Raw genomic sequence first — 22,554 nt, forward strand, 5'->3', positions numbered from 1 at the left:
TTCGGCGGGAGAACTTTATCATTCTCTCGATTGAAATGGGTCAAATAGGGTCATATGATCGGGAATGGCTGAAAAACTGGATCATTTTGACCGGGCATTGCTCCAGACCCTGCAACGCGATGCCGGATTGTCGCAGCGCGAGCTGGCCGAGCGGATCGGGCTGTCGCAGAATGCCTGCTGGCGGCGGCTGCATGCGCTGCGCGAACGCGGACTGATCCGCCATCAGACGGTGCTGCTCGATCCCGAATCCCTGGGGTTGGGACTGACGGTTTTTGTGATGGTGCGCACGCGCCACCATTCCCGGGACTGGCTGGACCGCTTTCGCGAGGCGGTGGTGTCGGTGCCCAATGTGATCGATTTCTACCGGATTGCCGGCGACTACGATTACATGCTGAAGATCGTGACGACGGACATGAATGCGTTCGATGCCATCTATCGCACGCTGATCGCGCGGGTCGAACTGGATACCGTCACGTCTTATATGGCAATGGAAGCGATCTGCGATCGGCGGGACCTGCCGTTGTGACAGGCCCCGGCGACCGTGTGCCTGAGGCTCAGAATTTGTTGATGGTGCCCTTTACGGCGCCTTTGGCCTTTTCGGCGGTGCCTTTCAGCTTCTGCGCCTCGCCTTCGGCTTCGAGTTCGGTATTTTTGGTCGCCTTGCCGACGCCGCGCTTGATCTCGCCGACCACCGTATCCGCGTGGCCTTTGATCTTGTCCTTGAATTCACCCATTTCGATGCCTCCTTCGTTTCGCGCCTCTCGGGCTGGACGCGGGCAGGAATCGAAACGCCGGGGGGCGGGGCCGGTTGCGTGCGGGCGTGGCAGGGCGGACAATGCAGGGATGTCCGGAGCGGGTCAGTGCTGCTCGTCGCCGATCGTCGCCTGATCGGGCGTGACCTCGCGCATCCGGGTGGGTGCGTTGCCTTTTGCGTGGCTGGAGGGCGCGCAGGGTGTGGAGGACGCGGAATCGTCTCCGCCCATGCTGCCCATGCCGTGATGCATGCCGCCACCGCCGCCACCGAAGCCGCCGCCCATTCCCCCGCCCATGCCGCCCCCCATGCCGCCGCCAAATCCGTGGTGGCCGCCGAAGCCGTGCGAGCCGCCATGTCCCGAACGGCAGGCGCCATCGGAGTCATCGCCGCCGCAGGCGGCCAGCAGGGGCAGGCAGGCGACGAACAGGCAGGGCAGCAGGATTCGGGTCAATGGCATGGTCGGCTCCGTGAATGGACTGGGGGCGATGATGGGCACGGGTGGGGCGGAGGGAAAGCAACAGTCTGTAACGGAACGCGGCGTTATGTGGCGTTTTCAGGAGGATCGTATTCGGGCGGCGCCATGTCCGGGGTCAGGTGCAGCGCCAGATAGAGGGCGACGATGTCCCTGCTGGATGCGAGGTCGACACCGCAGATGGTCTCGATCCGCCGGAGGCGGTAGTCCAGACTGTTGCGATGCAGCCCGAGGGCAGCGGCGGTGGGTTGCGGCCGCATGCCGTGGGCCAGCCATGTCCGCAGTGTGTGCAGCAGCATCGCATGGCCGGCGGTTTCGAGCAGCGGGCGCAGTGGGGCCCGTAGTTCCTGGGTTCGCCAGTCCTGGGACGGGGCGTCCAGCAGGACCGCCAGGCGCATCTCGTCATAGAACAGGAGGTCGCGCGCCGGGTGCAGGCGTCGGCCGACATCCAGCGTTGCCCGGGCGGTGTGGAAGGAACGGACCAGCCCGTCGGTCCCATCCACGAGGCCGCCCAGTGCCAGCCGCAGATCCAGCCCGGTGGCGGCGCGCGCGCGGGCCAGCAGGCGGTGCGCCCGCTCGCGGTGCCAGTCCAGGCTCCAGGCGCCCTTGGCGGTCAGGGCCGGTTTCAGCACCGCGATTTCGGCCAGCGACAGTGGTGCGACCAGGTTGCCGCGTTCCGGCTCGCAGAGCAGGTTGATCAACTGGTGCCGTTCGCCCAGCAAGGCGGCGGCGTCCGGCCCTTCGGACCGGATTTCGATGATCGCGGCCACCCGTGGCTGCCGCAGGTCTATGCCCAGGCGTGCTGCCGAGCGGGCCAGGGCTGGGGGCGTGGTGGCCTCGCGCACCAAGCTCAGCACCAGTTCCTCGCGCAGGCGGGCGTCGCGCGACAGGGTGCGGTTCTGGCGCGCATGTTCCAGCATCGTCTCGGCGGCCATGCGGACCAGTTCGGCATAGGGGCGCAATGTGCCGGGCGCGCCGGTCAGCCCGACACAGCCCACGATCGTCCGGCCGATCCGCAGCGGCAGGTTGACGCCCGGCCGCGCGCCGCCGAACTGCCGGACGGCGCGGGCCTCGATCTCGACCGCGCTGCTGCGGGCCAGGACCAGTAGGGCGCCGTCATGCACCTGGCCCAGCCGCGCGGGATCGCCGCTGGCGATGATGACGCCACGGGCGTCCATGACATTGATGTTGCAGCCGGTAATGGCCATCGAGCGGTCGACGATCGCCTGGGCGAGCGCCGGGTCGATGTCCGTGCGCCCGGTGCCGTCGCGGGCGGCGGTCTGGATCATGTGGTCCGGTGTGGCCATGGTGTTTCTGTCATATGCCCGGAATTTTGTACCGATTCTGGCATAATTATCGTGCATATGCACCAAGACGGCGGGTCGATTCTGCCCGTAGGGTCGATCCAATGGCGCGGACACCGCATGGTGACGTGCCCCCCGCCCGCATCCCGCCCCGGGACGTGGCCGGGCAAGAAGAACAAGCATCGGGGAAGAATGATGCACGCAGCCTCCGCACTCTCGTCGCCGGCCGTGGACCGGCTGGATGCGACCTTTCGCAAGGTCGCAGGCAGGGTGGTGCCCTATATTTTCGTCTGTTACCTGTTCAATTACCTGGACCGGGTGAATGTCGGCTTTGCCAAGCTGGACATGCTCGATGCGCTGCATATGTCCGAGCGTGCCTATGGCCTCGGGGCCGGGATCTTCTTTCTTGGCTATATCGCTTTCGGCGTGCCCAGCAACCTGATGTTGCAGCGCGTGGGGGCGCGGCGGTGGCTGGCTATGATCATGGTCGTGTGGGGCCTGCTGTCGGCGGCACAGATGTTCGTGGCCGGGCCGGCCAGTTTCTATCTGCTGCGCTTCGTGACCGGGGCGGCGGAGGCGGGGTTCTTCCCCGGGCTGGTGTTGTATCTGACGCGTTGGTTTCCCTCCGACCGGCAGGGGCGGGCGCTGACCCTGTTCATGTCCGCGATTCCGCTTTCCGGCGTGGTGGGCGGCCCGCTTTCGGGGTGGATGCTGTCGCATTTCGCCTCCGCGCCCGGTGGGCTGGCGGCGTGGCAGTGGCTGTTCCTGCTCCAGGGGCTGCCGACCGTGGCCCTGGGCATCGGCATGGTGATGCTGCTGAGCGACACGATCGAGCAGGCGGGCTGGCTGGCGCCGGAGGAACGGGCTGCGGTCGGCGAGGCGTTGCGGCGCGACCGGCTGGCGCAGCCGCAGAAGCTGGCCGACAGTTTCGGCGCCGTGCTGCGCAATCCGGCCGTCTGGATGCTGGGGCTGCTGTATTTCTGCATCCAGGCCGGGGTCTATGCGATCAATTTCTGGCTGCCCACGATCATCCGCTCCAGCGGCATCCACGATGCGGCGACGATCGGCTGGCTGAGTGCCGTGCCGTATGTGGGGGCCAGCCTGTTCATGATCGTCATGGGGCGTTCGGCCGACCGGATGCGCGAGCGGCGGTGGCATCTGGCGGTTCCGCTGCTGATGGCGGCGGGCGGGCTGGCCCTGGCGGCGCGGTTTCCGGACTCGATGCCCATTGCGCTGGGGGCCCTGACGGTGGCGACCGCCGGCGCGCTGACCGGCCTGCCGATGTTCTGGCCGCTTTGCAGCGGATATCTGAGCCCGGCGGCGGCGGCCGGCGGTCTGGCGCTGATCAATTCGATGGGCCAGCTGGCGGGGTTCGTCAGCCCGTATCTGGTCGGCTGGGTGAAGGACGCGACGCATCGGACCGACGGGGCGCTGGCCCTGCTGGCGGCGATGGCGGTGCTGGGCGTGGTGTTGGTGCTGCGCATGCCCCCCACCCGCGTCAACCGCTGAAAGCCTGCTTGGAAATGCGCGCTGGTGGCGATCCGACGCGCGTTTCCTGTGCTTCGGTGCTCACGGCCATCAAGGCCGCTCCGCTCCGATGCTCGGAAACCCGCGCCGGACGTGCCGCTTGCGCGGCACTCTCGCTCACCAGCCCACATTTCCAGGCAGGCTTTGAGGTTCGGCCGGTACAGAAAAAATAAAAGACGGGGAATGGCGATGAAGATCGTGATCGTGTGTGATTCCTTCAAGGAAAGCCTGTCGGCGCTTCAGGTGGCCGATGCGATCGAGGATGGGTTTCGCGAGATCTATCCGGACGCGACCTATGTGAAGCTGCCGGCGGCCGATGGGGGCGAAGGGACGGCGGAATCGCTGGTTCTGGCGACCGGGGGGCGGATGTTGACCCGCGAGGTGATCGGGCCGCTGGGTGAACCCGTGACCGCCGCGTTCGGCATCCTGGGCGACGGGCGGACGGCGGTGGTGGAGATGGCCGCCGCCGCCGGACTGATGCTGGTGCCGCGTGACCGGCGCGACCCGATGGCGGCCACCACCTATGGCGTGGGGCAGTTGATCCTGGCGGCGCTCGACGAAGGGTGCCGGCATGTCATTCTCGGGCTCGGCGGCAGCGCCACCAATGATGGCGGGGCCGGCATGGCCCAGGCGCTGGGTGTGTCGCTGCGCGACCGTGACGATGTGGAACTGCCCTTTGGCGGCGGTGGGCTGGGGCGGCTGGCCCGCGTCGAGCTGACGGGGCTGGATGCCCGTCTGGGCAGATGCCGGATCGAAGTGGCGTGCGATGTCGACAATCCGCTGACGGGTCCATCGGGAGCCTCTGCGATCTTTGGCCCGCAGAAGGGGGCGACGCCAGAGATGGTGCGCGTGCTGGACGACGCGCTGGCGGGATATGGGCGGCAGGTCGCGGCCGTGACGGGGCGCGCGGTCGATGCCGTTGCCGGCGCCGGTGCGGCGGGCGGACTGGGGGCGGCGGCGCTGGCGTTCCTGGATGCCACCCTGCGGCCCGGGGTGGAGATCGTGATGGAGGCGCTGGGGCTGGATGCCATCCTGTCCGACGCCGACCTGGTGATCACGGGCGAGGGACGGATCGACGGGCAGACCGTGCATGGCAAGGCGCCGATCGGCGTGGCCCGGGTGGCCCGCCGCCACGGACGGCCGGTGATCGGCATTGCCGGGTCGCTTGGCCATGATGCGGCCCGGGTGCATGCCCATGGAATCGATGCCGTCTTCAGCGTCGTCAACCGGCCCTGCACGCTGGAGGAGGCTCTGGCGGAGGCGGCGGCGAATGTCCGTGTGACGGCGCGCAATGTGGCCGCCGCGACCGCGATTTTTCACGGCCGGGCGGTAAAAATGTAACCGGCCCGCCGGGTTGCGGCGGAGATTGATTTTATTTTATGTCAAATATGACAGAACGAAGACAGTGTCCTTGCGGCATGTTTGTTTTTTGTAAGCCGATGGATTTTCTATAACATTCTGTTTTTATTTGACTAGTTTGGATAGTTGTTCGACCCTCCGGGCGAGGAAAGCGCTTTTTTAATCAATAAAGATTAATTTAATTTAACTAAAAGCCCATCGGTGTCTGTAACATAAGCAGCGGAATGAGACCGCGCCGGCCCATGGGCGCGACCGACGGGCGCGCTGGACGCCGGTGGAGGGGGAATCGGACAGGGACGCATTCTTGATCTGGCGCCGGATTTCCCCGATGCTCGCGGGTGAGAGAGCAGGTGGCTGGTGGCGATCGGCGCGGATCACACCAGAGAGTGCGTGCGGCACGGCTATCGACAGGGTCCGCTGCCGCGCCGCGTGCCGATACCGGATCTGTTCAGGCGACAATGTGCGTTTTTGATTCGTCGTGCGGCCGGCGGCCGGTGCGACTGTTGGTTTATTATGGTCTCGAAGAGGGCAGGGAAAGATTATGAAGACTAAGGGCGGTATCCGTATCGCGATCGTGGGCGTCGGCAACTGTGCCAGTGCCCTGATCCAGGGCATTCATTATTATGGCCCGAACCGCCACAACGAGGAAGTCATCGGACTGATGCACGAAAGCCTCGGCGGTTATCGTCCCAGCGACATCGAGGTGGTGGCTGCGTTCGATATCGACGCGCGCAAGGTCGGCACCGATGTCAGCCGTGCCATCTTCGCTGCCCCCAACTGCGTGGTGAAGTTCGAGCCGAACATCCCCGACAGCGGCGTGACCGTGCGCATGGGCGCGGTGCTGGACGGCATGTCCGAGCACATGGCCAATCATGACGAGAAGCGCAGCTTCGTGCGGGCCGGCGCCCCGGAGCCGAGCCGCGAGGACGTGGTGGCGGAACTGCGCCGCAGCGGCGCCGAGATCCTGGTGAACTACCTGCCGGTCGGGTCGGAAAAGGCCACGCGCTTCTATGCCGAGTGCGCGCTGGAAGCCGGTGTCGGCTTTATCAACAACATTCCGGTCTTTATCGCCAGCGATCCGGAATATGCCGCCCGTTTCGCCGAGCGGAACGTGCCGATCATCGGTGACGACATCAAGTCGCAGCTGGGCGCGACCATCGTCCATCGCGTGCTGACCGACCTGTTCGCCAAGCGCGGCGTCAAGATGCTGCACACGTACCAGCTGAATACGGGCGGCAACACCGACTTCCTGAACATGAAGAACCAGGAGCGCCTGGCGTCGAAGAAGACCTCGAAGACCGAGGCCGTGCAGGCCGTCGCGAAGACGCGGATGGAGAACGAGGACATCCATGTCGGCCCCAGCGACTATGTGCCGTGGCAGAACGACAACAAGGTCTGCTTCATCCGCATGGAAGGCCATGCCTTCGGCAACGTGCCGCTGGAACTGGAACTGCGCCTGTCGGTGCAGGACTCGCCGAACTCGGCGGGTGTCGCCATCGACATGATCCGCTGCTGCAAGTTGGCGCTCGATTCCGGCGTCGGCGGCGTGCTGGCGGCGCCCAGTGCGTATTTCTGCAAGCATCCGCTGGTCCAGTACACGGATGACGAAGCGCACAAGATGGTCGAGGATTTCATCGCCACCCACTCGACTGAGGCCGTTCCCGCCTGATGAAGTGCCTGATCGTCGCCGCGGGGCAGGGCAGCCGCCTGCGTGACAAGGGGCCGCTCAAGCCCCTGGTCACGATCAGGGGGCGGCCCCTGATCGCCGAGGTCATCGACCGCGCCCGTCGTGGCGGGGTCGATGAATTCGTCATCATCAACGGCTATCGCGGCGGCGAATTGCGTGAGGCCCTGGACGGGATGGCGGAATGTGACGGGGTGCGGGTGACGCATGTCGCCAATCCGGCATGGGACCGGGCCAACGGGGTTTCGGTCCTGGCTGCCCGGCCGTTCCTTGACGGACCGTTTCTGCTGACCATGTGCGACCATGTGCTGGACCCGCAGATCAATCGCCTGATGGCATCCGTCCCCGTCGGCCGGGACGGGGTGACGCTGGGCATCGACAGCAATGTCGAGCGCATGCTGAACGATCCGGACGACGTGACGCGGGTGCTGTGCCGGGACGACCGGATTGCGCGCATTGGCAAGTCGCTGACGGATTACAATGCCTTCGATACCGGCATCTTCCATTGTACACCGGTGATGTTCGACGCCCTGGAGAGCAGCCAGGCCGAGGGCGAGGACAGTATTTCCGGCGCGATGAACACGCTGGCCCGCTGGCACAAGGCCTATGTCCTCGATATCGGCGAGCGTCTGTGGATCGATGTCGATGACCCGGTGGCGTACGACAAGGCCGAGCGCCTGATGGCCCAGGGGCAGCTTTGACAGGAACCGCCCGACCCTTGCCGGTCGGGAGGATTTGAGGAAACAAGGGCGCCATCGTGTTGCAGCAGACAGACCCCGTGCGGCGCACGTCGGAAATCGAGGAACTGACCAACCTGCACGTCATCCATCCCGTTTCGGGGTGGTTGACGCGGCATTTCGCTCGCCTGGGCGTGGCGCCCAATGCCGTGTCGCTGGGCGGGATGGCGGCGGGCGTGCTGGCTGGGGTGGCCTATCATCATGTCGGCGATCCGCGTTTTGCGGTGGCAGGCTTTCTGCTGATGGTCGTCTGGCATGTCATGGACGGGGCCGACGGCCAGCTGGCGCGCCTGACGGGCAAGCAGTCGCAGACCGGCAAGATTCTCGACGGTATCTGCGATTACGTGACGTTCGTGTCGGTCTATGTCGGGTTGGCGCTGGCCCTTTCCGCCCTGTACGGGGCGTGGGTCTGGGCGCTGGTCGTGCTGGCCGGCATGTGCCACGCGGTGCAGTCCGCCGCCTATGAACGGCAGCGGCAGGATTATAATTTCTGGGGCTGGCAGCGTGGATCGCCGCCGATGGCGCGGGCGAAGGTTCGGTCGGGGCGGCGCATGGGGGACCTGCTGTTTGGGCTGTATAACCGGCTCGAGTCGCTGACCGCGCCTGGTGGGGAGGCGGGGCTGAACCAGCGCCTGGCGGGACTGCTGGCTGCGTATCCCGACCGGGCGCCGGTCGTGCGGCTGGCCTATCGCGAGGCCTTTGCGCCGCTGCTGCGCGGCTGGTCGATCCTGTCGGCCAATTATCGGACGATCGGCATCTTTCTGTGTGTTTTCTGCCAGGTGCCGCTGGCTTATTTCACGTTCGAGATCGTGGGCTTTACCGCGATCCTGATGCTGCTGCTGGCACGGCAGCGCGTGTGCGACGCCGCGTTCGCGTCCGGGCTGGATGGGTTGGCCGGCGATCCGCCGGGTGGCGGCGACCGTCGCCGCGAGCAGCCGGTCTTTGTGGTCGAGGTCGAAGCGCCCCTCGTGCCGTGACGGGGCACCCCCGCCTTCTGGCGGGGCTTTTGAAGCGGCCGCTTATTCCCTCGTGTGGATGAACAAATAGGCCGCCGACAGCATCAGCAGGACGGGAGGGGTGAGGGCTGTGATCGCCGGGTTCAGGTCCAGCAGCAGGCCCAGCCGGTTGGTGATTTCCTGCCCCAGCGAGAACACGATGGCGATCGCGATGCCGACCGCCATGCGATAGCCGAGGCTCTGCGAACGGGGCGGCCCGAAGACAAAGGGGGCGGCGCAGGCGATCAGCGCGATCATGGCGAAGGGCGTGCTGATGCGCGACCAGAGTTCCTGCTCGTAGCGCGTGGCCGGCAGGTGGTGGCGTTTCAGGTCGCGGATGTAGCGGTAGAGCGCGATCGGCGGCACGCTCTCGGGCGGCAGGCTGAGGAAACGGATCTGCCGTGACGACAGGAAGGCATGCCACGTCATGCTGTCCTGATGGCTCGTGTGGAACTGGTCGGCGACGATGTCCTTGCGTGTGACATCGGCCAGGAGCCAGTCATCGTCCGCGCCGATCGTGGCGTGGGCCGCGTGCAGATATTGCGTCAGCGCGCCCTGGTCGTCGAAACGGTAGATGTCGATATCCTCGGCCAGCGTCTCGCTTGCGAAGCGATGGACGCCGAGGAACTGCTGGTCGCCATGGGCCCAGAAGGCCGTGTTGTCGCCGGCATTCGCCGATGTCAGGGCGGCGGTGCGGCGTTCCTGCGCCATGTGGCGGGCCGAGGGGACGATGAATTGCCCGACCAGGAACAGCATCACGATCGTCGGCACGATCAGGCGCAGCACCGCACCGATGATCTGCATCTCCGACAGTCCGATCCCTTGCAGCGCCGTGAGTTCGGAATGTTTGGCCAGGCCGCCCAGGCCCAGCAGGCAGGCCAGCAGCAGGGCGATCGGGGTGACCTGCATGAAGCGTGCGGGGGCGAGCAGGGCGGTGTAGGCGGCGGCGTCGGCCAGATGGTAGTGGCCCTGGCCGACGAAGGAGAGCTGGTCCACGAATTCCAGCAGGCTGAACAGCGCCGTCAGCCCGACGGCCACCAGCACGAAGGCGCGCAGCGTGACGAGCTGGATATAGCGATCGAAGCGTTTCATGCCGCGCGCGCCCGCCGCTGGGACAGCAGGTCGGCGATCTGGCCGCGCAGCATGAACGCCGTCAGGGCCGCCAGCAGGACGGGTGCCCACCAGATGCCGGGAAAAGATGCCACCATGCCGTGCTGCACCCAGGTGCGGGCGGAGGTGTAGAGCAGGTAATAGACGAAGAAGATCAGGATCGCGGTCCCCAGTTTGCCGTAGCGGTTCTGGCGGGGGCGCCCGCGCGCCAGCGGCACGGCGAGCATCGCCAGCAGGATGGTGGTCAGGGGCGTGGACAGGCGCCACTGGAATTCGGCCACATCCGCCGGCTTGTGCGAGAGGGCGAGGCGCAGGCTGCCGGCCGTCACCGAACTGTAGTTTGGTGCTTCCGCGACGTGGCGGTTCGGGTCCTGCGTGATTTCGCGCACGGTCAGGATCTGGTCGTGCGCCCCCGGCGCGGTGCCGATATCGTAGATATGGGCGTTCTTCAGACGCACATAGAGGTCGGTGCGGCCATTGCTGTCTTCAGCCACCGGATAGCCGAGTTCGGCATGGATGATCCTGGTATCGGTGGCGCGGTGCAGCTGGACGAAGATATCGCGTGCCGGGCCGTTGGGGCCCTGGCGCCGGGTCAGGAAGATGACGCGTGCGCCGTTCTGCACGACATAGAAGGTGCCGGCCTGCATCGCATCGACGTCCAGCGTCAGTTCGGCGCTGCGCGACAGGGCATGCAGGCGGTCGTAAGCCCAGGGGCGTACCACCAGCGACAGGAGGCCGACCCCGATGGCGACGCAGCCGGCGAGAATCATGACATGGCGCAGCAGCATGCCGGGGGTGACCCGCAGGGCATGCAGCGCCGTGATTTCGGAATTGCCGTACAGGGTACCCAGCGCCAGCACGATCGACAGGTACAGCGCCACCGGCACCAGCACTTCCAGGCTGATCAGGAGCTTGAGCGTGATCAGTTCCAGGATCGTGTTGGTGGACAGCAAGCCGTTTACCGCGTCCGACAGGAAGTCGGCGGCGCTGTAGCCGGCGAACAGCGCCATGCAGACGACCAGCATGGCCGCCAGGGGCTTCCCGATTTCGCGCAGAAGATAGGTGCGAATGATCAAGGTATGAAAACCGTCTGTCGGGGACGCGTGTCGCGTCGGGGCGCACGAGTTGTTTCCTCCGTCCCGTCACGCCGGACGGGCGCGGCCTGCGCCGCGTGTGAACGCACCCCTGATCGCGCAAGGATAAAAGAGGGGTCCGCTTTCGTCAAATCGGTGGTGCCGGCCGGTTCAGGAGCCGGAGGGCGGGAGGATCGGCGAGCCGGTGCGCAGCAGGTGTTTCAACCAGCGCCAGGATTGACGTCGATACAGGCGCCATTGGGGGGCCTTCCACCCTTCGACGGGAGCGGGCGGGGCGGCCAGGCGTTCGGAGATCGCGGCCATGATCCGCGTGGCGCGGGCCTCCCATGTCAGGGTGCGGCTTTCCGCCAGCGCCGCTTCGGCGAGGCGCGCGCACAGGGCAGGGTCGTCGGTCATGCGCCGCACTGCATCCGCCAGGGCCTGGGGGGAATCGGGGCGGCAGAGATAGGCATTGTCCGCGTGGCGCAGGACTTCGCACACGTCGGGGGTGTCGCCGGCCAGGATCGGGCGGCCCGATGCCATGTAGAAGAACAGCTTGAGCGGCAGCACCGTCGACCCGAAGCGCGTCAGGGGCTGAAGCGAGGGCGGGATCAGCAGGACATCGGCGGCCGTGACATACAGGCCCAGGGTTTCCGACGGCTGGAAGGGAACGATCCGCACGTTGGACAGGGAGCGGGCCTGCTCCTCGATGGGGCCTTCGCCATAGGACCCGACCAGGATGAAGAGGCGGTCGGGCAGCAGGCGTGCGGCCTCGATGACCACCTCCAGCCCCTTTCGCTGGTTGATCCGGCCCGTATAGACGATGGTCCGCGCGGCCGCGGGGATGGAGAGAGCCTGTCGGGCGGCGTCCGGCGCCGGGGCGGCATCCAGCCGTCCGGGCTCGAAGCCGTTATGGATGCAGCGCAGTTTTGCGGCGGGTACGCCCAGTTCCAGATATTTCTGCCGCGTATAGTCCGAATGGCAGATATTGAGGATGAAGCGGGGATGGCTCATCAGCCGGTGGAGCCAGCGGCGCAGCGGCGGGATCTGGTCGGGCCACGGGCGATAATGGTCGAAGACCACGCGCTGGCCGAACCGGATGGCCATCCAGGCGATCCACAGATTGCGGGTATAGACCAGATCGGCCCGGCGGAAGGCGCTGCGGCAGACGATGGTCAGGCCGCACATCAGATGCCTCAGGATGGCGGGGCCGAGCGGTGCCCAGGCCCGCACCACCGTCAGGCCCGTGGACGCGCGCAGGGCCGCGCAGGCCGCCTGGTCGCGCATGGGAACGTGCAGCCGCGCACGAGGCGCCAGGCGGGCCAGGTAGCGGGCAGTGGTAATGAAGACTTCGGCGTCGGCTTCGGCACTTGGGAGCGGATTTTCGAACGCGAAAAGGATTCCGATCCCCGCATCCGGGTTTCCGGCATGGCCGCTCTGTCTCACTGGTCGCATCCATCAGGCTTTTGTCCGGGCGCTGGCCCGCCGATGGCGCATATGACCGGGAACGTCCGCGGCTGTCCAGAAGGAGGCCGCCATGCCGGGGGCGGGTGGCGGATGCAACCATCATGGGCATGGCGCGCTACGAAGTCGGGTGACGGCCCGCCTTTGGGGGGCCTGTCCGGTTCGGAGGAAATCGTCATGCGTGATCTGACCGACATCGAGATCCTGTCGCATCTGACCGCGCTGCGCGCGCAGGTGTCGGGCTTGTGTTCGGCCTTGCAGATGCCACGGACCACCCAGGAGCCTCCGCCGGCACGGAAGGCGGCGGACGGTGAAATCGTGGCGGTTACGCTGAACGATTCCGTTCTGCGCCGTGTCGCGGACTGGCAGGCGCGGCAGGCGGACCTGCCGAATCGCGCGATCGCGCTGGAGCGGATGATCGAGGCTTTTCTCGATCTGGATGCCTGGTCCCGGCGCCCTGGCCTGAACGGGGCGGGCTCGGAGGGCGCCGGAGCCTAGCCCCGGCGCCGCGGTGGGTTACGGCCAGCCGGTCGCCGGAATATCGAAATGATGGATCAGTTCATGGTCCGGCAGCTGTGCCAGTTCCTTGGGTACGGCCAGGATCAGCCTGTCCTGGGTGGTGGCGGCCAGTTCCGCCCGGATTGCGTGCAGGAGATGGCCCGGCGCGGCCAGGATGAAGCGGCTGATCGTGCCGTCCGTCACGCGGCGATTCAGCGTCTCGGCGATCGTGGTCGCGAAATGTTCGGTGGTCGCGATGTGCTCGATCGTGTGCAGCGCGTGTCCTTCGTGGCGTAGCAGGCGCGCCGTGTGTGCGTCGGCGACGACATATGTCACGGGGTCGATCGTTGTCATGATCTTCTTCTCCCTCTCGAAGAGCTCTTCATCTTTCACTGGAACGCCGTTTCGGGGAAGAGGGCTGCGTCGTGCGCGTCATCACTTTCCGCGATCCGGCCGGCGATAGTGAAGAATCGCCGGCGGACTGCCCCCGCATGGGGGTTGAGATGCGCGATGGCGTGCGAGACCTCCGGTGCGTCGTTCTGCACCATGGCGGCGGCGGTGCGGATCAGGTCGAAGCTGCTGGTGCTGATCCGCTCGGGCATCGGGCCCATTTCGGAGAGGATGCGCGCGAGCAGGTGCGTCAGGCCTTGCGCCATCGCGGCGTCGCGGTCGTGGGCGTCGGGCGTGGTCAGGATGACGTCCAGGCCCAGGGTCCGGCGCAGGAACGCAGAGAGCGGGGCGGCGCTGGTGCCGCGCAGGGGGCAGAGCACGATCCGGTGGCCGGCGATGCCGTTCCTTGCGCTCTGCGGGCCGAACAGGGGGTGGGTGGCGATGATGCGGACATGCGGCGGCAGTTCGCGGCACAGGATGTCCGCCGGCAGGATCTTGACCGATCCGACATCGGCCACCAGCGCACGATGCGGCAGGTGGGGGCCGATGGCGCGCGCGGCCGCCTGCATCCGTGCGACCGGAACCGCTAGGATCACGATCGGGCAGCGTGCCGCGTCTTCCAGCGTCGTTGCCGTGATTCCGGGCTGGAGGGGGCCCGGCGAAAGCAAAGGATCGTGGACGCGGATGGGGCAGTGGGGGGCAAGGTGGGTGGCGATCAGCCGGCCGAAGGCGCCGAAGCCGAACAGGCCGACCAGGGGAGGGGAAGGAAGAGACGATCTGTCTGACATGACACGGCTTTCGGGAAGCTGCGTTGCCAGGTGACGTCTTGAATGTTCGACCGCTGACGACGCAGCGGTTGAACAGAATAATACGCCCCCGCCGCTATGAGTGCGGCGCGTAATACAGTCCAGACAGGAAGGACGGGGTGATCATGGAGGCAACTAAGGGGATTTGGCGGGGTCGGTCAAGGGTGTTGCCTGGGCCGCGACCAGGAGCCATGTCCCGACGACCTGGAGGGGCAGGCCGGCTACCAGCATGACGAAGCCTGCCCAGTGCTGGTCTTCGAGCGGGGTCAGGTCCCACCGGCAGAGAACGTCCAGATAGGGTGCGTAGAGTACGTGCGGCGCCGTCATCCACACCACCGCCACCACCGTCATGGGCAGGCTGCCCAGCAGCGCATAGGCGCCGGCCAGCGGCGCGCGCCGGATGACCCGGCTGCCGGGCATCAGCTGGGCCCAGAAGAGCAGGCCGGCCAGCAGGTCCAGCAGGCCCAGGGGTGCGCTGAACAGGGCGTTGGCCAAGGATCGGTCGAGGATCGCGGGCAGGCCGGTCGCCACCGCCAGACCGCCGAACAGGGCGGCGGCCACGCCGGGGTCGCGGGTCCAGCCTGCCACATGGGCCGGGCGTGGGGCAGGGGCGGGGATGGCCAGCAGCAGGAAGGGCGGGACGACCTGCCCCAGCGTCATCAGGGCGAGCGTGTATTGGGTCATCGAGGTCAGCGGGTCGCGCAGGCCCAGGCAGGAGGCCGCCAGCAGGGCCGTGCCGGTGGCCCCGGCCGCCAGCCGCCATGCCGGCCGCCGGTGCCGGGCGGCCAGGAGCAGGATCGCGGTGCCGCCGAGCAGCCCGGCGGCGATCCAGCCGGCCTGGAAGAGGGGGCTCCAGCCCCTCATGGGGACAGGGCCGCATGGATGTCGGCGGCCATGGATGCGGGATCGTTCAGTTGGGTCATGCCGTAGCGCGCGCGCATCCGCCCGTCCGGGCCGACCAGCGTCAGGACCGAATTGTGGTTGATGTGGCCGTCGGTGCCCGTCCAGCCGATTCCCCAGGCGCGGGCGGCCCGGGCCATTTCGGCCGGGCGGCCGGTCAGGCCGGTAGGGGTGGGCTGGAAGTGGGAGAGGAAGGCATGCAGCACGGCGGGGGTGTCGTGCGTGGGGTCCAGCGTGACGAACAGGACCCCGGTCCGCGCCGCATCCGGGCCCAGGCGGGCGAAGAGCGGTTCCAGCGCCGCGAGGACGGTCGGGCAGACATCGGGGCAGCGCACATAGCCGAAATAGACCAGCGTTGCCCGTCCATGCAGCGTGGCCGGGTCGAACGCGCGGCCCAGATCGTCGCGCAAGGCCAGGCCGGGGGCCGGGACCGGCGGGACGGGAGAGCCGAAGCGGCCGAAGTTGCCGCTCCAGCCCGCATAAAGCGCCAGCAGGGCCAGGATGGCGGCCACCGTGCAGGCGGCGCGCCGCAGCGACTGGCGGACCGGTGGGGCGAGCGCCGTCACGCGGCCTGTCCTACCAGAGGATCCAGCCCGGTGCCCGCGTCACATGGTGCAGGAAGGGCCACAGGATGGGAATGTAGGCGGCGACGGTCGCCAGCGCCGTGACCCCGGTGAGCAGCCATATGTGATCCAGCGCGCGGATCAGGGGCGAGGCCGACTGTGCCGGGTTGGGCGGCGAGTCGATGGTGGAGCTGGCCGGGCCGCCGAAGGACTGGGCGAAGGGTATCGGCGGCGGGGCCGTGCGCCGGCCGAACAGGATGGTGCCGAAGAAGACGGCGAAGAACGTGTAGCTGGCCACCCACAGCAGGACGCCGCCCAGTGCGACCAGGGCCAGCGGGACCGACGCCATGCCGTACAGCGCATGATAGGTCTCGTGCGGGAGGGCGGACACCCAGGCCCGGCGCGGCACGCCGTAGAGGCCAGCCCATGTCATGCCGATGGCGAAGATCGTCATGCCGACGAACCAGGTCCAGACGGAGAACAGCGCCAGCCGGCGGCTGACCAGCTGGCGGCCGGTCAGGTGCGGCACCATCCAGAAGCTGATTGCCATGAAGGTCATGGCGGTGACGCTGCCCACGGTGACATGGAAATGGCCGGGGATGAACGTGGTGTTATGGACGATGGCGTTGAGCTGCCAGCTGCCGTTGACGACGCCCGTGGCGCCGCCGAGGATGAAGGTGACGGCGGCGAGAACCTGTGCCGCCACGCTGGGATCGCCCCAGGGCAGGGCGCTGAACCAGCCGAACCAGCCCCTTCCGCCACGCAGGCGGCCGGCATATTCCAGGCTGAGCCCGATGGTGAAGGCCGTGACCAGGCTGGGGGTTGCCACCGACATGGTCAGCACCACCAGGATGCCGCGCCAGATGGACGAGAAGCCCGGGTCGGAGAATTGGTGGTGCGTGCCCACGGGCAGCGAGAAGATCATCAGCAGGGCGAAGGTGATCCGCGCCATCGGGTCCGAGATCAGCTTGCCGCCGACCTGGCGCGACAGCAGGCCGTACCACGAGACATAGGCCGGCATCAGCCAGAAATAGACGATCGGGTGGCCCGTCAGCCAGAACAGGGTGCGGTTGACGATCGGGTCGACGGTGCCGATCAGCCCCAGCGACCATGGGTCGAGCTGGAGCACCAGCTCGGCCACCACGCCCACGCCGGCCAGGCCCCACATCAGCATGGTGGTGAGCGACATGTAGGTGACCAGCGGCGTGATTTCGCCGGGACGGTGCCGGCGCCAGGTCGCGCGCATTTTCAGCAGGATCGGCAGCGGCATCGTGCTGCCGAGGGCCAGGAGCGTGATGCCGATATAGAAGAACGGGCTGCCCTTCAGCGGTGGATAGAATGTCCACAGCACCGACGAGGAATTGTCGGCCATGGCATAGAACACGCACAGCGTGCCCAGGGCCATGACCGCGAAACAGGCGCGCCACATCGCGAGATTGGGCGCGACGCCCAGTTCGCGGGCCGGCAGGTAGACCAGCAGGCCGCAGGTGACGAAGAAGGTGAAGACGTAGCCGTTCATCACCCCATGGATGGTCAGGCCCTGGTAATAGCTTTGCAGCAGCGGGCGCAGGGCGGGGTAGGCGTCGATCCCGCCGTAGTTCAGCGCCTGGAGGGGGCCGATCGTCGCCCCGACCAGCAGGGCGGAGAAACCCATGACCAGGAACGCCAGCATCAGCCGGCGCATGCTGGTGGCCGCGCGGTCGGAGTCGGACCGCGGAAGGGCGGAGGGAATTGTGTCGGCCGTGATGTCCATGCTCATGGCGTGCCTGCCGGATCGACGATGATGCGGGCCACCATGGCATGGTGGAACATGCCGCAATATTCGTTGCAGAGGATGCGGAACAGTCCGGCATGCCGGAATGTGTATCTGACCGTGCCGACCACGCCCGGCACCGCCGTGAGGTTGACCGGCGTGCCCTGGATTTCGAAACCGTGCAGCACGTCGGCGCTGGTGACGTAGAAGGTGATCTCGGCGCCTTCGGGCACATGGATCACGTCCGGCGACCAGTGCCAGGCGCGGCCGACTACATATACCGCATAGGCGTTAGGGCCGGTGCGTACCACCTTGCCGTCCTGGAACGCGGCTTCGCGCGCCGGGGCCTGCGGGTCGGTCGCGTAGGAATGGGTGCCGGTCACCAGGCCGTAATCATGGACGACGTAGAACATCGTCCCGATCGTGAGCAGTACCAGCATGACGAGTACGCCGAAGATCCAGAATCGCTCGTGCCGTTCGGCCGAGGCATGGAAGGCGGCTTCGAAAGGGCTCATGCCCGTATTATTGTCCATAACCGTTCCTCTCCCGTCACGCGCGATGCAGGAAGATCACCGAGACCAGGATCCAGACCGCCAGCACCGCCACCAGCAGCACGCCGCTGACGACCCAGGTGCCGACGGGCCGGACCTCCATCACGGGTGGGCCGTTGCCCGCGTCCGTGTCGCCCTGTTCGGTCGGTGTGCTCATTTCGTGCCTCCTGCGTTCGGGGCTGGCAGGCTTTGCACGTAGGCCGCCACGGCCTGCATGTCGGCATCGGCCATGGCGTGGGTTTCCGTCACCATCATCTTGCCCATCGGGTCGCGATCCTTGCCCTGGTGCCATTGCCGCAGCTGTTCCAGCAGGTAGGGGGCGGATTGTCCGGCCAGGTGCGGGGCGAAGGCGCCCATGCCTTGGCCCGCCGGGCCGTGGCAGCCGCCGCACGGCATGACGCCGTGGGCCATGTCCCCTTTCTGGAACACCTCCTTGCCGCGTGCGCGCAGCGCGTCGCCGGCCGGGTCGTTCTCGGCCGGGGGCGGTTCGGGCAGGGCGGCGTAATAGGCCGCGACATCCTGCATCTGCCTGGGCGTCAGCATCCGCGCATAGGGGGCCATCCAGCTGTTGCTGCGCTTGTCGGAGGCGAAGAAATCCAGCTGCTGGGCGATGTACGCGGCCGAGAAGCCCGCCAGGCGGGGGATGCCCACGTCGGGCTGTCCGGCACCGTTCATCAGATGGCAGGCCGAGCAGCCGACATGGCCGGTCAGCACGCCGCTTTCCGCGATCGTGCGCCCTGCCGCCGGGTCGGGCGTGTCGGCCGCGTGGGACGGTTGCGCGGCCAGCAGGGTGAGTCCCAAGAGCGTCAGTACGCCAGCCCGTTGCCGGCCTGGACGGATGATGCTTCCCGCCGCCTGGTGCATGCCTTTCTCCCGTTCGGGTTTCTTGCCGATATGATACGCTATAGGCGATTGCCGGGGGGTGGGCACATTCCGCAACCCCCGGCATCGCGGTTCGTGTTCTTGCTTATGGTCCCGCTCGCTCTTCGGCTGCGACTTTCCGATGTTGCCGGCGGCCTGTCACGGGGGCGGTTCCGATCCGGATATCCGACCTGTCGCAGAATTGAGACAGGAGCGCGCGGCCGGGGCATGGAAATGCGAAATATAAAGACAGGAATACGGGCGCTTTCATCGTGCCGGCCATAATCTCTGAAACGTGATTATAGTCAATCCGTATCGATGACAGCGCGGGGGAAAGCGCCCCGCGGGATTTTCTGCATCGCACCATGGGTTTTCGGCCCTGTTTTTCCCGGGTGGCACCGCACTTGTCGCAGTTTTGCGACAGTCTGCCCGCACCATGCCTTTTCGACAGCGTGACAGAACCGGTGGAACCGGCAAATGCTGAGGGGCCTGACACATAAGAACGACAACGTGCAGGTGGAGCATCGTCATGAACACTATTGCCCGGGATGCGTGATGGATCCTGCGCCCGGATCCGCCGTTATACCGTCCCGCCCCTGCTGGGCGGTATTCCGGCCGATCGGGCGCGAGCGTCATCATTTCCTGGAAGCAGAACCGTTGTTCGGACGATCCCTACCGGAAGAGTGTTGCGGGAGATCCAAGATGAAGTTTGCTTACCGTACCAGCGCCCCCCGGCGGCCCCTGCATCGGGCGATGCTGGCCCTGCCGGTTGCCCTGGCGTGCGCGACCGCGCTGACGGTTGCATCCCCGGTGCGGGCCGACGAGCCGGCTGGCCCCTACCAGCCGGTGACGAGCGAGCGGCTGGGCCATGCGGCGCAGGATGATGGCTGGCTGATGTACCGGCACGATTATGCCAGCACGGGCTATTCGGTCCTGGAGGGGGTCAATGCGGGCAATGTCGCCCAGCTGAAGCCCGTCTGGGATTACGAGACGGGCTCGAAGAGCGGGCATGAGGCGCCGCCGATCGTCAATGGCGACTACATGTTCATCACCACCCCGAAGAACGGGTTGCTGGCCTTTCAGGCCAGTACGGGAAAGCTGCTGTGGAAATACCAGCGCGACCTGTCCGACGTGGGGCTGAAGACGATCTGCTGCGACGTGGTCAATCGCGGAGTCGCGCTGTACGGCACCAATGTCTACATGGCCACGCTGGACAATCACGTGCTGGCGCTGGATGCCACGACCGGCAAGGTGGTGTGGGACCAGGCGCTGGAAGCGCCGGACCTGGGCTATGCGATGACGCTGGCGCCGCTGGTGGTCAAGGGCCATGTCATTGTCGGCGTTTCGGGCGGCGAATATGGAGGGCGGGGCTTTATCGCATCGCTGGACGCCAAGACCGGCAAGCAGATCTGGCGGCAATCGACGATTCCGGCACCGGGGGAACCGGGTGGCGAGACCTGGCCCAAGGGTGCCTACAAGACCGGTGGCGGCGCCACCTGGCTGACCGGCAGCTACGACCCGCAGACCGATTCGCTGATCTGGGGCGTGGGTAATCCGGGGCCGTGGCTGGCGGTGCTGCGGCCGGGCGACAACCTGTATACCGACAGCGTGATCGCGCTGAATCCCGCGACCGGCAAGATCAAGTGGCATTACCAGTACACGCCGAACGATACGTGGGATTACGACGGCACCAACGAGCCGGTCCTGACCGACCTGACCTATGAGGGCAAGGCGTACAAGGCGCTGGTCAGCGCCAGCCGCAACGGCTGGTTCTATGCGGTCGACCGTACGAACGGAAAGCTGATCTATGCCGAAAAATTCGCGCACGCGACATCGGTTTCCGGATTCAAGGACGGCAGGCCCGTCACGGACCCCGCCATGCGGCCGGACGTGGACAAGGAGGTCTTTACCTGCCCCAGCTTCCTGGGCGGCAAGAACTGGTGGCCGATCGCCGTCGATCCGCAGACCCATTTCGCCTATGTGCCGACATTGCATACCTGCATGAAGATGAAGGGGGCCTCGGTCTCGTACAAGGCGGGCCTGCCGTTCCTGGGCGAGACCTTTACCGTCATGCGCGATCCGGAGCATCCGGATGAGTGGGGTTCGGTCCAGGCCATCGACCTGAATTCCGGCAAGCAGGCCTGGTCGTTCAAATCCGCCCTGCCGTGGAACGGCGGCATGCTGGCGACGGCGGGCGGGCTGGTCTTCTCGGGCAGCGCCGACGGATACCTGTATGCCTTCGATGCAAAAACGGGTTCCGTGCTGTGGAAGAGTCCGAAAATGTCGTCGGGCGTGCTGGGTGTGCCCAGCACCTGGAAGGTCGGCGACAAGCAGTATGTCGGCGTCTATGCCGGGTGGGGCGGCGGCGTGCCGATCTGGGGTGGCGACATGGCGAAGGACGCGCGTGTCCGCTCCATTCCGCTGGGTGGCCATCTGTATGTCTTCGCGCTGTAAGGAGGATTGCATGCGCCTGAACATTACCCGCCTGTCGCGCCGCGCCCTGGTCTGCGCCGTCGCGGCCGGCGCCGTGCTTGCCGCCCGGCCGGCCGGGGCCACGGTCTCGGTCTGCATCGATTCCTCCAACCCGGCCCATGCGATGGATCGCCGGGTCGTCCAGGCGGTTGCCCGCCAGCAGGGTACCGATGCCGCGATCTATACGTTCGACGGCAGCGGCGCGGGGGACGACGATGGATTCGACGTCAAGAAGTTCGGCACGCTCGCGGCCTCGCGCTGCGCGCTGGTGCTGGGCTTTCCCGTGGACGCCACGCATGGGGCGGTGCCCGAGGGGATGCGGGCGACGGCCCCCTATGCGCGGATGGGATTCGTGCTGGTGACGCCCCGTAGCCATGATGCGGAAACCCTGGCGGCCCTGCCGCACGGGACCGACGTGGCCGTGACCTACCTGACGGCGCCGAACCTGTATTTCGTGAAGCATCCCAACGTCCAGGCCGATATCTACCCGACCGATGCGCAGACCATTGCGAGCGTGGTTCACCATACGGACCGGGCGGCGATGGTCTGGCGTGCCAGTGCGGTTGCCTATCTGCCCGGTGGGGAAAAGGCGCGCGACTATTGCATCCATGCGCTGAACGAGCCCCATGCGGCCTGGGACGTGGTGGCGCTGTATGGTCCGCACGGCGCGGCGGCGGCGGCTTCGTTCCAGAAGAGCGTCGAGGCGCTGCGGCGGTCCGGCCAGTTGGCGGCCCTGCTGAGCCCCTATGCCATGTCGCCGGCCAATCCGGTCGTTCTGGCTGCGGCGGAGGCGCCGGCGGCCGCCCCTGCGGCTGCACCGGCCGCTCCGGCTGCCGGTGGGGAGAAGCCCGCGCTGTTTACGGCGGCGCAGGCCGATGCGGGCAAGAAGGCCTATGCCGACAATTGCGCGCAATGCCATGGCGACAATCTGGAGGGGATGGCCGGGCCGGCGCTGAAGGGCAAGAATTTCGCCTCGCCCAAGGCGAATTTCCATGTCGGCGATGTCTTTACCATCGTGTCGCAGAACATGCCCGCGACCCAGCCGGCCAGCCTGCCGCATGACGTGTATGTGAACATCATGGCCTTCCTGCTCCAGCAGAACGGGATGCCCGCCGGTTCGGCCGAACTGACCTTCGATGGGGCCAAGGCCTCGACCGTGCCGCTGGTCTATAGCGGCGAATAGGCCGGGGAGGCCGGTCCGGCCGGGTTTCCGGCCGGACCGGCCCACGGCGCGGGAGCGGCCATTGGCCACGCCCCGACATTGCCCGGGCCTGTGGCGGC

General features: G+C 66.8%; 23 protein-coding genes. 9 read left to right on the forward strand and 14 right to left on the reverse strand.

The window, feature by feature from the left end; genetic code table 11:
- Positions 1 to 64: 64 nt before the first annotated feature.
- Entirely contained in the window at positions 65 to 526 is a 462-nt protein-coding gene (locus tag HLH27_RS00640; protein ID WP_182947183.1) for an Lrp/AsnC family transcriptional regulator, read from the forward strand.
- A 28-nt stretch (positions 527 to 554) separates the two neighbouring features.
- Here the strand turns inward: HLH27_RS00640 and HLH27_RS00645 are convergent, their stop codons facing one another.
- The 3 genes from HLH27_RS00645 to HLH27_RS00655 all read right to left on the reverse strand — a co-directional run bounded on the left by HLH27_RS00645 (position 555) and on the right by HLH27_RS00655 (position 2,533).
- A complete protein-coding gene (locus tag HLH27_RS00645; protein WP_182947184.1) occupies positions 555 to 734 on the reverse strand; it encodes a CsbD family protein in 180 nt (59 codons plus the stop codon).
- Positions 735 to 857: 123 nt separating this feature from the next.
- Positions 858 to 1,211 carry a hypothetical protein gene (locus HLH27_RS00650; RefSeq protein ID WP_182947185.1) on the reverse strand — a complete coding sequence of 118 codons (354 nt, stop codon included), beginning with the start codon at positions 1,209 to 1,211 and terminating at the stop codon, positions 858 to 860.
- Between the two features lie 83 nt (positions 1,212 to 1,294).
- Complete coding sequence (locus HLH27_RS00655) at positions 1,295 to 2,533, reverse strand: sugar diacid recognition domain-containing protein (protein WP_246375243.1); 1,239 nt, start codon at positions 2,531 to 2,533, stop codon at positions 1,295 to 1,297.
- 189 nt (positions 2,534 to 2,722) lie between these two features.
- Between HLH27_RS00655 and HLH27_RS00660 the strand changes: the two genes are divergently transcribed.
- From HLH27_RS00660 to HLH27_RS00680, 5 genes are all read left to right on the forward strand, one after another.
- On the forward strand, positions 2,723 to 4,039 hold the full coding sequence (locus tag HLH27_RS00660) for an MFS transporter (RefSeq protein ID WP_246375245.1): 1,317 nt from the start codon (positions 2,723 to 2,725) through the stop codon (positions 4,037 to 4,039).
- Positions 4,040 to 4,240: 201 nt separating this feature from the next.
- Complete coding sequence (locus tag HLH27_RS00665) at positions 4,241 to 5,398, forward strand: glycerate kinase (RefSeq protein WP_246375247.1); 1,158 nt, start codon at positions 4,241 to 4,243, stop codon at positions 5,396 to 5,398.
- Between the two features lie 559 nt (positions 5,399 to 5,957).
- Positions 5,958 to 7,085, forward strand: coding sequence for an inositol-3-phosphate synthase (locus HLH27_RS00670; RefSeq protein ID WP_182947186.1), 1,128 nt, complete (start codon positions 5,958 to 5,960; stop codon positions 7,083 to 7,085).
- Positions 7,085 to 7,801, forward strand: coding sequence for a phosphocholine cytidylyltransferase family protein (locus HLH27_RS00675; protein WP_182947187.1), 717 nt, complete (start codon positions 7,085 to 7,087; stop codon positions 7,799 to 7,801). The genes HLH27_RS00670 and HLH27_RS00675 overlap by 1 nt, the downstream gene beginning before the upstream one ends.
- Before the next feature lie 56 nt (positions 7,802 to 7,857).
- Positions 7,858 to 8,814, forward strand: a complete 957-nt coding sequence (locus HLH27_RS00680; RefSeq protein WP_338029807.1) for a CDP-alcohol phosphatidyltransferase family protein — start codon at positions 7,858 to 7,860, stop codon at positions 8,812 to 8,814.
- Between the two features lie 42 nt (positions 8,815 to 8,856).
- On the opposite strand, the gene lptG is transcribed toward HLH27_RS00680, so the two are convergent.
- From lptG to HLH27_RS00695, 3 genes are all read right to left on the reverse strand, one after another.
- The gene (gene lptG, locus HLH27_RS00685; protein ID WP_182947188.1) at positions 8,857 to 9,924 is read right to left on the reverse strand and encodes an LPS export ABC transporter permease LptG; all 1,068 of its coding nucleotides are present in this window, start codon (positions 9,922 to 9,924) and stop codon (positions 8,857 to 8,859) included.
- Positions 9,921 to 11,018: an LPS export ABC transporter permease LptF gene (gene lptF / locus HLH27_RS00690; protein ID WP_182947189.1), complete on the reverse strand. Its 1,098-nt coding sequence runs from the start codon at positions 11,016 to 11,018 to the stop codon at positions 9,921 to 9,923. Before lptF ends, lptG begins: the two co-directional genes overlap by 4 nt.
- Positions 11,019 to 11,186: 168 nt before the next feature.
- Positions 11,187 to 12,461: a glycosyltransferase gene (locus HLH27_RS00695; RefSeq protein ID WP_338029808.1), complete on the reverse strand. Its 1,275-nt coding sequence runs from the start codon at positions 12,459 to 12,461 to the stop codon at positions 11,187 to 11,189.
- Between the two features lie 195 nt (positions 12,462 to 12,656).
- Between HLH27_RS00695 and HLH27_RS00700 the strand changes: the two genes are divergently transcribed.
- Positions 12,657 to 12,977: a hypothetical protein gene (locus HLH27_RS00700; protein ID WP_182947190.1), complete on the forward strand. Its 321-nt coding sequence runs from the start codon at positions 12,657 to 12,659 to the stop codon at positions 12,975 to 12,977.
- Between the two features lie 18 nt (positions 12,978 to 12,995).
- On the opposite strand, the gene HLH27_RS00705 is transcribed toward HLH27_RS00700, so the two are convergent.
- The 8 genes from HLH27_RS00705 to HLH27_RS00740 all read right to left on the reverse strand — a co-directional run bounded on the left by HLH27_RS00705 (position 12,996) and on the right by HLH27_RS00740 (position 18,741).
- Complete coding sequence (locus HLH27_RS00705) at positions 12,996 to 13,331, reverse strand: baeRF12 domain-containing protein (protein WP_182947191.1); 336 nt, start codon at positions 13,329 to 13,331, stop codon at positions 12,996 to 12,998.
- A 35-nt stretch (positions 13,332 to 13,366) separates the two neighbouring features.
- Positions 13,367 to 14,155, reverse strand: a complete 789-nt coding sequence (locus tag HLH27_RS00710; RefSeq protein WP_182947192.1) for a prephenate dehydrogenase/arogenate dehydrogenase family protein — start codon at positions 14,153 to 14,155, stop codon at positions 13,367 to 13,369.
- Positions 14,156 to 14,308: 153 nt separating this feature from the next.
- Positions 14,309 to 15,037: a cytochrome c oxidase assembly protein gene (locus HLH27_RS00715; protein ID WP_182947193.1), complete on the reverse strand. Its 729-nt coding sequence runs from the start codon at positions 15,035 to 15,037 to the stop codon at positions 14,309 to 14,311.
- Complete coding sequence (locus HLH27_RS00720; RefSeq protein ID WP_182947194.1) at positions 15,034 to 15,639, reverse strand: SCO family protein; 606 nt, start codon at positions 15,637 to 15,639, stop codon at positions 15,034 to 15,036. The genes HLH27_RS00715 and HLH27_RS00720 overlap by 4 nt, the downstream gene beginning before the upstream one ends.
- A gap of 10 nt (positions 15,640 to 15,649) precedes the next feature.
- Positions 15,650 to 17,395, reverse strand: a complete 1,746-nt coding sequence (locus HLH27_RS00725; RefSeq protein WP_220790218.1) for a cbb3-type cytochrome c oxidase subunit I — start codon at positions 17,393 to 17,395, stop codon at positions 15,650 to 15,652.
- Positions 17,392 to 17,904 (reverse strand): cytochrome c oxidase subunit II, encoded by a 513-nt coding sequence (locus HLH27_RS00730; protein WP_182947195.1) that lies wholly within the window; start codon positions 17,902 to 17,904, stop codon positions 17,392 to 17,394. The genes HLH27_RS00725 and HLH27_RS00730 overlap by 4 nt, the downstream gene beginning before the upstream one ends.
- A 34-nt stretch (positions 17,905 to 17,938) precedes the next feature.
- Positions 17,939 to 18,097 (reverse strand): hypothetical protein, encoded by a 159-nt coding sequence (locus HLH27_RS00735; RefSeq protein ID WP_182947196.1) that lies wholly within the window; start codon positions 18,095 to 18,097, stop codon positions 17,939 to 17,941.
- Positions 18,094 to 18,741, reverse strand: coding sequence for a c-type cytochrome (locus HLH27_RS00740; protein WP_182947197.1), 648 nt, complete (start codon positions 18,739 to 18,741; stop codon positions 18,094 to 18,096). Before HLH27_RS00740 ends, HLH27_RS00735 begins: the two co-directional genes overlap by 4 nt.
- 762 nt (positions 18,742 to 19,503) lie before the next feature.
- Here HLH27_RS00740 and HLH27_RS00745 point away from each other — a divergent pair.
- Positions 19,504 to 21,255: a methanol/ethanol family PQQ-dependent dehydrogenase gene (locus HLH27_RS00745; RefSeq protein ID WP_246375250.1), complete on the forward strand. Its 1,752-nt coding sequence runs from the start codon at positions 19,504 to 19,506 to the stop codon at positions 21,253 to 21,255.
- Positions 21,256 to 21,265: 10 nt separating this feature from the next.
- Positions 21,266 to 22,456: a c-type cytochrome gene (locus HLH27_RS00750; RefSeq protein ID WP_220790219.1), complete on the forward strand. Its 1,191-nt coding sequence runs from the start codon at positions 21,266 to 21,268 to the stop codon at positions 22,454 to 22,456.
- Positions 22,457 to 22,554: the final 98 nt, after the last annotated feature.

This window comes from Gluconacetobacter takamatsuzukensis (genome assembly GCF_014174275.1).
Taxonomy (GTDB): Bacteria; Pseudomonadota; Alphaproteobacteria; order Acetobacterales; family Acetobacteraceae; genus Gluconacetobacter; species Gluconacetobacter takamatsuzukensis.